Annotated in this window: 9 protein-coding genes and 2 rRNA genes; 2 read left to right on the top strand and 9 right to left on the bottom strand. The window is 55.5% G+C overall.

Annotated elements, in window-relative coordinates:
* Together AC1EKE_RS06720 and rrf are read left to right on the top strand one after the other, a co-directional pair.
* Positions 1-109: ribosomal RNA gene (locus AC1EKE_RS06720) — 23S ribosomal RNA — on the top strand; the annotation flags it as partial.
* 328 nt (positions 110-437) lie between these two features.
* Positions 438-546 (top strand): 5S ribosomal RNA (gene rrf / locus AC1EKE_RS06715).
* A gap of 512 nt (positions 547-1,058) precedes the next feature.
* Here the strand turns inward: rrf and AC1EKE_RS06710 are convergent.
* The 9 genes from AC1EKE_RS06710 to rbr form a co-directional block, all read right to left on the bottom strand.
* Entirely contained in the window at positions 1,059-1,541 is a 483-nt protein-coding gene (locus AC1EKE_RS06710; RefSeq protein WP_480308773.1) for a YqaA family protein, read from the bottom strand.
* A gap of 173 nt (positions 1,542-1,714) precedes the next feature.
* Positions 1,715-2,737 carry a peptidoglycan DD-metalloendopeptidase family protein gene (locus AC1EKE_RS06705; RefSeq protein WP_480308772.1) on the bottom strand — a complete coding sequence of 341 codons (1,023 nt, stop codon included), beginning with the start codon at positions 2,735-2,737 and terminating at the stop codon, positions 1,715-1,717.
* A gap of 346 nt (positions 2,738-3,083) precedes the next feature.
* Positions 3,084-4,046: a bile acid:sodium symporter family protein gene (locus AC1EKE_RS06700; protein ID WP_480308771.1), complete on the bottom strand. Its 963-nt coding sequence runs from the start codon at positions 4,044-4,046 to the stop codon at positions 3,084-3,086.
* Complete coding sequence (murI, locus tag AC1EKE_RS06695; RefSeq protein ID WP_296160606.1) at positions 4,043-4,915, bottom strand: glutamate racemase; 873 nt, start codon at positions 4,913-4,915, stop codon at positions 4,043-4,045. The genes AC1EKE_RS06700 and murI overlap by 4 nt, the downstream gene beginning before the upstream one ends.
* Positions 4,912-5,283 carry a YccF domain-containing protein gene (locus AC1EKE_RS06690; RefSeq protein ID WP_296160610.1) on the bottom strand — a complete coding sequence of 124 codons (372 nt, stop codon included), beginning with the start codon at positions 5,281-5,283 and terminating at the stop codon, positions 4,912-4,914. Before AC1EKE_RS06690 ends, murI begins: the two co-directional genes overlap by 4 nt.
* Complete coding sequence (gene trxB / locus AC1EKE_RS06685) at positions 5,283-6,239, bottom strand: thioredoxin-disulfide reductase (protein ID WP_480308770.1); 957 nt, start codon at positions 6,237-6,239, stop codon at positions 5,283-5,285. The genes AC1EKE_RS06690 and trxB overlap by 1 nt, the downstream gene beginning before the upstream one ends.
* A gap of 7 nt (positions 6,240-6,246) precedes the next feature.
* Positions 6,247-6,888, bottom strand: a complete 642-nt coding sequence (locus AC1EKE_RS06680) for a LolA-like putative outer membrane lipoprotein chaperone (protein ID WP_480308769.1) — start codon at positions 6,886-6,888, stop codon at positions 6,247-6,249.
* 15 nt (positions 6,889-6,903) lie between these two features.
* Positions 6,904-9,399: a DNA translocase FtsK gene (locus AC1EKE_RS06675; protein ID WP_480308768.1), complete on the bottom strand. Its 2,496-nt coding sequence runs from the start codon at positions 9,397-9,399 to the stop codon at positions 6,904-6,906.
* 789 nt (positions 9,400-10,188) lie between these two features.
* Positions 10,189-10,776, bottom strand: a complete 588-nt coding sequence (gene rbr, locus AC1EKE_RS06670; protein ID WP_480308767.1) for a rubrerythrin — start codon at positions 10,774-10,776, stop codon at positions 10,189-10,191.
* Positions 10,777-10,870: the final 94 nt, after the last annotated feature.

Raw genomic sequence — 10,870 nt, 5'->3', positions numbered from 1 at the left:
AGATATCCATATAAGGGACGTTAGAGACGATGACGTTGATAGGCTGTAGGTGTAAGTGCAGTAATGTATTTAGCCGAGCAGTACTAATTTCCCAAAAATGCTTTATCCCCTCCTCCCCCTCCCCTTGCGGGATGTGGGAGGAGGACAAGAAGAATAACATATCGTACTATTCTCTATGAGAGTAACAGATATGGATTCGCAAGAGCGTACTACGACAGTAAGACTGTCGAGTAATACTCTACAAGCTTCACAAGATAAGGCTTACACGCCAAGTGAGAGCAGCTACGGCTGCACACGTTAGAGACTCCATCGAGAGATGATGAGAAGGAGCTGAATCCTCTACTGACAAAGACTTGCTCGAAGGTCTGACGAGTAGTGCATCTTACATTCCGTATGTTTTTTAATACAGTCATCCGCTAAGGATCGACCAAAGACATTTAGGTGGTTATAGCGTTGGGGATCCACCTCTTACCATTCCGAACAGAGAAGTTAAGCCCAATAGCGCCGATGGTACTTGTACGCAGGGAGAGTAGGTAGCCGCCGTCTTTTTGAGAGGAGAGATCAGACACTCACGTGTCCGGTCTCTCCTCTCTTTTTTTGTGTCACATCGTGAGCACCAGTCTAGCGAGTCGGACCAGTCGGACCAGTCGGACCAGTCGGACGAGTCGGACTGGTCGGATCAGTCGGATGTGTCGGGTCTCTTTTATTGTTTATTCTTCTTTATCGTGGCAGTTTGGTGATAGGAGCTATAGTGCCGGATTAGGTGATTATAGAGGACGTTACTTACACGAGGGGCGACATTTTTGGGTGGATTGATTGCTTGCGATGCTGACGTATGTACGGATGCCACTATTGGCTCATTTAGGTAGAGAGGCTTGGTGGAGTAGGCTGCGAGTGCGCTGTGAGTGCGCTATTTTGTATGGACTATACCCTGTCTATAATAGACTTCAATGGATTGGGGACTGTTATAGATGGCAAGAGGATGCTGAGGCCGCTCTTTGTCGTCAGATAGTCAGGGTGTATGGCTAGGTATGGGGAAGGGTGTCAGGTGGCTGGCTTTACAGTGCGCTGAGGGCTGCTTTTGCGGCTTCTCCGACTACGACGTAGCGGATAAATTTCCCCAAGGTCATCCAGAATAGTACGCCCCATGCGTTGGCTCGCAGGTATCCCATAGCTACTGCGATAAAGTCGCCCACACCCGGTAGTGCCACAAATATCGACACCCACGACCCTCGGCCATGGATCTTAGTTACCCATTTCTGGATCTGCTCCTCTTTCATCCTGAAGTACTTCTCGAGCCACTCGAGCTTGCCGAGCGAGCCGAGCCAGTAGCAGGTCATCCCTCCCAAGCTGTTCCCGACGGTCGCTGCGATGATCAGGGTAGAGTATGTCGCCCCACTTGCCAAGACCCCTGCAAAGACAACTTCGGAGCTGAAGGGAAGTACGGTCGCGGCTAAGAATGCGGCTATGAAGACGCCTATGTAGCCGTAATTAACGAGAAAGTCAAGCACGATGTTTCTACCAATGTAATGGTTTACCATCCACAAAGGTACTTATAAAGGAGTCATTGACTACCTTTTGAGTCGTGTGATACTATGAATTTCGTACACGCCCTTTCGTATGGCAATATCCGTTCCGCCATATAAAATGAGACTCCCAGTGTGTGATACACACCGAGAGTCTCTGATGATATGTGTTGCTTGTGAGGCTTATCTCACGCTCCGATGCGGATCACGTCTCCGGGACGGATCATACTGCTTCTCCGGAGCTTCGGATTGAGCCGGCGTATCTTGGCAACTGAGGTGCCTGTCTTCGCAGCGATCTGTGACAATGTGTCTCCCCTGCGGACCCGGTAGGTTTTGAAGGAGTTGTCTCTTGTCTTTGTGTTGCTCGCTCTGTACTGGATAGTCGAGTTGCTTCGTGTAGAGCGCCCCTTGGCATAGACGTACATCTCATTGCGAGGTGCGCCGCTGGCGAAGTCAATCAGCTGCTGAGGATTGAGCGCGATGCCCATAAATCGTGTCTCGTAGTGGAGGTGCGGACCGGTGGAGCGACCGGTGCTACCACCGAGACCGATCGCATCGCCGGCGCGGACGACGGCATTTTCCTTTACCAGTTGTCTGGAGAGGTGTCCGTAGAGGGTCTCAAGACCATTCGGGTGGCGGATCACCACATACTTACCATAGCCACGACCATCGACATCTACCAGTCGCACGCGACCGGAGAAGGTAGCGCGGACAGTATCTCCGCGGTTGAGGTCAATGTCGACACCGTAGTGCATACGACGGAAGCGACGACGATAGCCGTAGCTGCTATTGATGCGACGGATGCCGTCCAGCGGGTAGACAAATTCCTTGAGACTGATCTCGTAGCGTGAGGGGATGGCTGCTGAAGCCCCACGAAGGGGATTGAGGGAGTTATTCCAAGACTCCTCGCCATAGAGATCGACTGAGGGGTATAGGAGATCCTCCTCGGTCAGTTCGTCCAAATTGAGAGACTCATTGATCGCCTTAGCAAAGTTGGTGACCAGAGTGGTGTCTCTGTAATTGAGGTTAGAGGCGAGCAGCTGTGCGGCTGCTCCATTCTTCTTGTCCGCGTCCTTAGTGACGACCTCAGTGGACTTCCGGGTGTGGTGCTTTGCCGGTCGGTTACTCTGCTGTGCATGACCAAAGGCACACGTGACGAGCAGGAGTCCGACAGCTACCGCTCTCCGAAGAAGGGAGCTGGTTGTACTCATTCTGTAATAAAAGAAAGTTGACACCCTCTCCTCAGACCCCCTCAAGCTTTGGCGTGCTCTCATCGTCCACATCTATACAGACGGGGCGCCAAGACCATGTCAACTCCGGAGGAAGAGACAGGAGAAGATATAAAACACAATTTCCACATGAGTCCCCCCTCTCGTTTCTTATTACGAAAGCTCATCGTCACAGTGGCCCCGTACGCTTACAGTCGGCTCACACGGACAACAGTTTCCCGAAAGAGTGAACTCTTACAAGGCGCAAGGTACGAATTATTTCTTAGCTTGGCACAAGAGATTACTCCTTTTCTCAGCGATTTAAGCACTTTTTAGCACCCTTGGGAGTTCACGCCATTGATTTATGATTGCGTCGCTGCTCACGGACCTGCTTCCGATCGTGGCGTATCACCTGGAGGGCATTGAAGATGTTTTGGAATATAGAGTAGGCGGCTTGCGAGACGGAGGCGATAGGGTTGAGGTACGCCTGGATCATCCAGATGCTGATGGAGGAGTTTTTCTGCCCCAGTGCCTGACCGATGGTGACGCTCTCACCGAGTACCTTTCTGCTCATCGCCTTACCGACAGTGTACTGGATGATGCAGGTGACGAGACCTATCAGCACCAGCACGATGATCATCGTAGCCACGCCTTGGCGCTCTTGCGCAACGAAGTGGACGGTATTGGCGATGACGAGCGAGAGGAGGAAGATCCATATATAGAGGGAGGCGGAGGAGAGGGAGCGTACCTTGGCGTGCAGTAAGGGGAGCTTCCAACGGATCCCAAAGGCAGTCAGGAGAGGGATCATCACGATCGGCAGTACGCCCACTAGTACGTGTGCCATCGACTGCAGGAGAGTCCCCTGGGGATGCCCCAGCCAGCCGAGGATCAGAGGACCGGTGATGATGATGCTCAGGCAATTGATCACCACATATGAGGTGACGATGGCGATGGAGCCACCGAGGAGCCCCACGATCACCGGTGCCGCAGCTGCCACGGGGCAAAGGAAGCACATCAGCACTGCCTGGGCGTAGATCTCAGCGAAAGGTACCGGCAGGTACCGCACGAGGAAGTACCCTCCGAGAGCCAGCGCAATCTGAGTCACGATGAGGGTCAGGTGGATCGGTCTTGGGCGAATGTCTCTCGGTGCGATCCGTGAGAAGGTGAAGAAGAGCATGGTCATCAGCACGTAGGGGATCATCGGGCTGAGGACCGACAGCGGTCGGTAGGCGATGATGCCCAAGAGGATACTCCCAAAGAGTCCGTACTCCTTGAGGAGCCTTTGGATGGTCGTGCTGATGTCCGCGCTCACGTTAGCTGTACCTGGTCGATCATATCCTCCGCCAGTCGTGCGTGGAGGAAGAGCCCGGCCATCTCCGCAAATTCGCCATCTTCCTCTGTCGTGAGGAAGTGTGAGATCCCATTCTTGCTCAGTCGCCGCTCCATTTCTGGATGACGCAGCAGGTAATTCTGCGTTGACTCGGCCACGATCATACCCTGCTCTGCGATCACGATGTCGTCGCGGACAAACTCCCGTATGCGAGGGAGTAGGACCGGGTAATGCGTGCAGGCGAGCTGGATGGTGTCGATCCTCGGATCCTTCCGTAGCAGCTCCTCGATATTGCGTCGCACGAAGTAATTGACCCCCTCATTGGCCTGATACTCGCCTCCCTCGATGAGAGAGACCCACATCTTGGGCGCCTGCTGTGTAAGCTGTATCTCGGGGTGGAGCCGATTCACCTCCAGCAGGTAGGTATTGCTCTTCACCGTTGCCGGTGTGGCGAGGATCCCCACGTGGCCGTTTCGGGTCAGCTCCCCGAGACGCTCCACCGTCGGGCGGATGACGCCGAGGATACGACGGGAGGGGTCACTGCTCGTGGGGAGATCGATCTGCTGCAGTAGTCTGAGCGCATGGGCGGAGACCGTATTGCAGGCGATGATCACCAACGGGCAGCCGCAGGCAAAGAGATGCGACACCGCCTCGCGTGCGTACTCGTATATCGTCGGGAGGGAGTGCTTCCCATAGGGTGCTCGGGCATTGTCACCGAGGTAGAGGAAGTCATACTCCGGTAGCAACTTGCGCAGGTAGCGAAGGATCGTCAGCCCACCATAGCCTGAATCGAAGACCCCGATAGGAGCCTCCATGAAGGGGAAAGGTGTCGGTGTCCTGCCCGTCGTCATAAGCCCACCTCTATGTCACGCCCGAAGGGGTGAAGTGCTATGCCGGCAAATTTGAAGTGCTGTCTCCCGAAGGGGATCCCGATGATCGTGATGCAGAGGAGTATCCCGAAGAGAAAGTGCGTGAGGGCAATCCAGATACCTCCGAGGATAAACCAGAGGATATTGAGAATCGTACTCCCCAGCCCTCCTGTTGACTCGCTCACCTTGCTTCCGAAGGGGAAAACCATTACAGCGGCGATCTTGAAGAGCTGAAATCCAAAGGGGATCCCCACGATCGTCAGGCAGAGCACGAGCCCCGCAGTCATATAGCCGATGGCGGTCTCCAGTCCCCCGAAGATCCACCAGATAATATTCCCTATGATCTTCATCACTCTCCTCTCATCTTAAGAAACCTATCCGCAGCGATGGCGGCACGACAGCCGATGCCGGCGGCAGATACAGCCTGACGATAGACCGGGTCGGCCACATCACCGGCGGCATAGACCCCCTCAATCTCTGTCCCCGGGTCGCCACTGTCCTTCGTGAGGATAAATCCATGCTCATCGAGCGTCAGCTGGCCATTCAGGAAGTCGGTATTGGGCTTATGACCGATTGCCTCAAAGAATCCGTCGATCGCGATCTCGGTGCGCTGCTCGTCTGCTTCGCCCTTATTGATCACAAGCTTCGCTCCCTGCACGGTAGGCTCCCCGAAGAGCCCCTCTGTCTGATGCTTCCAGAGCACCTCGATATTCTCCGTCTCTTGGACCCGATCCTGCATCACTTGGCTGGCACGCAATTCATCTCGACGGACGATGAGGTAGACCTTCTTCGCCAGGCTGGAGAGATAGATCGCATCACCGCAAGCAGTGTCTCCACCACCGACGACGGCAACGATCTTCCCTTTGTAGAAAAATCCGTCGCATGTGGCGCAGGCGCTCACGCCGGCACCCATATACTTCTTCTCCTCCGGCAGTCCGAGCATCTTGGCGGAGGCACCGGTGGCTATGATGACCGTCTTGGCTGTGATGGTATACTCACCATCCACAGTAGCGACAAAGGGTCGCTTGCTGAGGTCCACCTGTGAGACCAGTCCGGAGCGGACCTCAGCCCCATAGCGCTCAGCCTGCTTGCGCAGGTCATCCATCATCTCGAAGCCTCCCACACCCTCGGGGTAGCCGGGGAAATTCTCTATCGAGGTCGTCTCCGTCAGCTGTCCGCCCGGCTGCAGTCCCTCCAGGATGATGGGTGAGCGGTTGGCGCGAGCAGCGTAGATGGCAGCGGTATATCCCGCCGGGCCGGAGCCGATGATCAGGATGTCTGTCTGGGTATTCTTATCTGTATTCATATCGGTGTTATCTTAAGTCTATCAGCTTTGCTCCCTTGGCTTTGTCGGGAGTGTATCTAAAAAATGACTTGTCCTTTAGTTCCTTAAACTCCCCCTCCTCAAAGCGTGTCACCTCTATCAAGACCGGCTCCATGAGCCCCTTCTCCTCCAGTCGAAGGGAGATAGGGCGCCCGTCGGGTGCGATCAGTGCCTCGAGTTTGGTGAGCGAGCCGTCGTATCGATTTTTCCCCTTTTTGCGTGGCACCGCAGTGACTCGGGTATTCTTTCCCTCCTTCTTCTTAGTGATGGAGAAGGCGTTCTTCCTGACGCTCTCGAGATTGAGCAGTGGATTGATCTCCAGTAGATCCTCCTTGTGCGGGGTGGAGAGATTGACCTCTCCGCTCTGCCGGATATAGACCCACAGATCCGTCCCATCGTACCACGCCTTTACCTCCTCGGAGTCATAGTAGAAGCGCCGTCCCTCTGCGTAGTACTTACAGTCTGTCGTCGCATCCTCGAGGGTCATCCGGAAGTCTACCTGTAGCCCCTCCTTAGCCTCGAGCTGACTTATCGTCTTGTCGAGTAGGTCTGTCGTCTGTGCTTTTGCAGTGGTGGCGCAGAACACGACGAAAAGGAGCCAAAAGAGTATGTGGGTTGATGAATATGACATAATATGCACTGTATCTTAGATTTCCGGATGAAGGATCCGCTCGAGCTGCTCCTGTGTCGTCACAAGGAGATCGCGCGAGCCGCGCCCGTCCGGCTTACTGATGATGCCTGCCGCCTCCAGCTGGTTGCAGAGCCGGGCAGCACGGTTATATCCAATGGCAAAGAGCTGCTGGATCAGCGAGATAGAGACACGTCCCTCGGCCACGATGCGCTCTGCCACCACGTCGAAGAGGTTGTCCCGCTCGTTGGGGTCGATCGATCCGTCCCCACCGGCAGCACCGCCCTCGCCCTCTTGGGACACCTCCGGCAGCTCGTAGGCTGTGGGGAATCCCCGCTGCGCACCGATGAAGTCTACCACTCCATTCACCTCAGGTGTATCGACAAAGGCACACTGCACGCGGGTCAGCTTTGTACCGGACTGGTAGAGCGCATCTCCCTTGCCGACCAGCCTATTGGCCCCGCTCGCATCGAGGATGATGCGGGAGTCCACTTGCGATGTGACGCGGAAGGCGAGGCGCCCGGGGAAGTTTGCCTTGATCGCACCGGTGATGATGCTCGCCGTCGGTCGCTGGGTCGCGATGATGGCGTGGATGCCGATGGCGCGCGCCTTCTGAGCCAGACGGGTGATCGGCAGCTCGATCTCCTTACCCGCAGTCAGCAGCAGATCGCCGTACTCATCGATGATCAGGACGATGTAGGGCAGGAAGCGGTGACCGTTCTCGGGGTTTAGCTCCCTGTTCCTGAAGCGCTTATTGTATTCCACGATATTTCTGCAGGAGGCGGCCGCCAGCAGCTCGTACCGGTCATCCATCTCCTGACAGAGGGAGGTAAGGGTGTCGGCGGCGCGCTTCGTGTCGGTGATGATCACCTGATCCTCGTCCGGGATCTTTGCCATGAAGAGCTTCTCCACCCGGGAGTACATGCTAAACTCGACCATCTTCGGGTCGATCATCACAAACTTCAGCTCCGAGGGATGCTTCTTGTAGAGCAAGGACATGATGATCGCATTCAGCCCGACCGACTTTCCCTGTCCCGTGGCGCCCGCCACGAGGAGGTGAGGCACCTTAGCGAGGTCAAAGAGCAGCACATCATTCGTGATCGTGCGACCGAGAGCCACCGGGAGCTCCATCGTCGTCTCTCGGTAGGCTGGTGACGCAAGCACGCCCCGCATACTGACGATCTGCGGTCGCTTATTAGGCACCTCCATGCCTATGGTTCCCTTGCCGGGGATGGGTGCGATGATGCGAATGCCGAGAGCGGAGAGGCTCATCGATATATTATCCTCCAGGCTACGGATGCGGGAGATATGGATCCCTGCCGCAGGGACGATCTCGTAGAGTGTGATTGCCGGTCCGACGGTAGCGGAGATCTTATTGACCTCGATCCGGAAGCTCTTGAGTGTATCGAGGATCAGCTGCTTATTTGCATTGATCTCCTCCATATCGATCTCTCCATCATCGCTGCTGTAGTCCTTGAGCAGGTCGAGGGTGGGGTAGTGGTAGTCTGCGAGATCGCGCGTCGGGTCGTACTCGCCCTGAGCGCGCACCAGCTGCTGTGCGGTGGTGAGAGAGGGGTCTGCCGGCTCGTCCTCCGTCCTCCGTGCGTCGTGTACTTCGATGTCTCCCACCTCTGCCCGGGCTGTAGGCGGGTTGGGGGTGGCGCTTACCCTTGGCTCAAGAGGAGAGTCGGGGATCGGCTCCGCTGGAGTCGGGTCATCGTCCACGACTTCCTCGTCACTCTCCTCCGTCTCAGGCACCTCCTCCTCTGCTTCCGGGACCACCTCCTCAGCCATATGCGCCCGCTCCTCCTCGTCGAGGAGGGCATTTTTCGCCTTACGTTGCTTGGAGAAAGTGCTGTAGCGCTGCATCAGGGAGCCAAAGGAGATAACGACGAGCAGGATCAGGAGAAAGCTCATCAGCAGGATCGCCCCCACCAGGCCTATATGGAGCGTGAGGAAGCTTGCCGCCTCGTGCCCGAAGACCCCTCCCGGGAGGAAAAACCACCCGTCCGTCCACTCCGCCGGCATGAGACCGAGGGTGACCGAGGTCCAGAGAGCCGCACTGATGCAGAGACAGATCTTGCGGATCCATGAGACCCGCATCACCAGCGTGATCCACACCCCCATCATCAAGATGAGGTACAGGAGGAAGATCAGCCCGAGTCCGATCCACTCGTTCACCAGCGTATTCATCAGCGCAAAGCCGGTGATCCCGCCGTGACCCTGTATCCGCTGTGCCGCCTCCTCTGCGGTTATATCCTGCCCCAGGAGGAGACTCTGATTCTCCGCTCCGGTGACGAAGTAGGAGAAGAAATTGTAGACTAAGAAAAGCCCAAGGAAGAATAGGGTGACCCCGGCGATGAAGCGCCACAGATCACCAGGTACTCCCCTCTGCGGAAGTATCTGCTGGAGGAAGCTTCCCTTCCCCTGGCTACGTCTACTGCTGCGCTTTGCCGTTGGCTCCCCGCTCTTGCTGCCGGGAGAGGAGGCCTTGTTTATGGTAAAATTCTTCACTGATAAAGCCCGGGGTCATACACTCCCCGCACCTGCAAAAGTAACGAAAACGGAGAGACCTAACCAATCCTCCTAGGGGTGACGCATCTGAGCCTTACAGTAGCCATTCAAATGCGTCATCTCTGCCAGTAAATTTAATCCCAAGAAACACCATACTTGCCTAAGATAATGCTTGCCGAGCACAACATCGTCGACTCGCAGTTTGATCTGCTGGGAGGGGCAAGAAACGGAGGAGGGGAATTGGCGGGGTGATGGGAAAAGTTTCCACACGCTCTAGCTACTCCCTCATCTATCATCTATTGCCTTTGCTGTGGTGACCATTAGAGATGGGTGTCCAATGCCCGATGGATAGGGGCTCTATCTAATACCGATATTAGTGAAGTCTAATATCGGTATTAGACTTCACTAATATCGGTATTAGAGATTTCCCTGAGGAGTGGGCTGCTTGGGTAGGGGTGACGCATTTGAGCTTTACGGCTAAGAAGTGACAATCCCTGTCGCTGTGCAATCCCATCGAGAGCATCAGGAGTGGCACCAAGTCCCGAAGGCCATGCGAGAGGATGTCGTCTCTTAATCTTTACGGCCCCTTGCGGGGGCTTCGTTTCCCACTCTTCACGATGAGTTGAGTGGCTTCTGTACCACTCAAGTGCGTCACCCCTAACCATTCCTCCACCCACCCTTGTCGACCGGGGCTGTCCCTGGAAAGGGATGAAATAGAAGCAGCACCACAGGTCGGGAGACCTATGGTGCTGCAAGTGATGTTTCTCGGGGCTCAGCAGAGCCCGCTTATCAGATCACCGGAGCGTCAGAGATGCGCTCAAAGTAGCCCTGCGGATGCTTGCAGATAGGGCACTTCGTGGGAGGTACCTTGCCCTTGAAGACGAAGCCACAGACGCGACACTTCCACTCTACCTCTTCCTCCTCCTTCAGGAGGTTCTCCTTCTCGAGGCGATCGAGGAAGAGCTGGTAGATACGCTCGTGCTCCTTCTCTGACTTGACAATGTTGCGCATCAGAGTGGCAATCTCCTTGAAGCCCTCCTCCTCAGCCTTGTCGGCCATGGTGGGGTACATATGGGTCCACTCCTCGTGCTCACCGGCGATGGCGAGCTGGAGGTTCTCACGCGTGGTGCCGATCTTGCCGCCGGGGTAGGAGGCAGTGATCTCTACATCCCCACCCTCGAGGTGAGAGAAGAGCATCTTAGCGTGCATACGCTCCTGGTCAGCAGTCTGCTTAAAGAAGTCTGCGATCTGACCATAGCCCTCCTCGCGAGCAACGCTCTCAGAGAAGTGGTAGCGGTTACGTGCCTGAGACTCGCCTGCGAATGCCTTCAGCAGGTTCTTCTCCGTCTCGGTGCCCTTGATACTTTTCTTGTCCATTTTATATAAAACTGTTGTGATAAATGTTTCGACTTTGCGTCCTCATAATAAAGTCTCACTGCGCAAATATACCTAAAAGTGAGTATATGGTACA

The sequence above is a fragment of the Porphyromonas sp. C0041D3 genome (genome assembly GCF_056590575.1).
The sequence above is the reverse complement of the archived record's forward strand: the minus strand, read 5'-3'. Positions and strand labels throughout refer to the sequence as shown.

Bases quoted from the DNA above. Each gene is read 5' to 3' on its own strand.
- AC1EKE_RS06680 (WP_480308769.1), bottom strand. From the start codon at position 6,888: ATGTCATATTCATCAACCCACATACTCTTTTGGCTCCTTTTCGTCGTG.
- AC1EKE_RS06710 (WP_480308773.1), bottom strand. From the start codon at position 1,541: ATGGTAAACCATTACATTGGTAGAAACATCGTGCTTGACTTTCTCGTT.
- AC1EKE_RS06705 (WP_480308772.1), bottom strand. From the start codon at position 2,737: ATGAGTACAACCAGCTCCCTTCTTCGGAGAGCGGTAGCTGTCGGACTC.
- murI (WP_296160606.1), bottom strand. From the start codon at position 4,915: ATGACGACGGGCAGGACACCGACACCTTTCCCCTTCATGGAGGCTCCT.
- AC1EKE_RS06690 (WP_296160610.1), bottom strand. From the start codon at position 5,283: ATGAAGATCATAGGGAATATTATCTGGTGGATCTTCGGGGGACTGGAG.
- trxB (WP_480308770.1), bottom strand. From the start codon at position 6,239: ATGAATACAGATAAGAATACCCAGACAGACATCCTGATCATCGGCTCC.
- rbr (WP_480308767.1), bottom strand. From the start codon at position 10,776: ATGGACAAGAAAAGTATCAAGGGCACCGAGACGGAGAAGAACCTGCTG.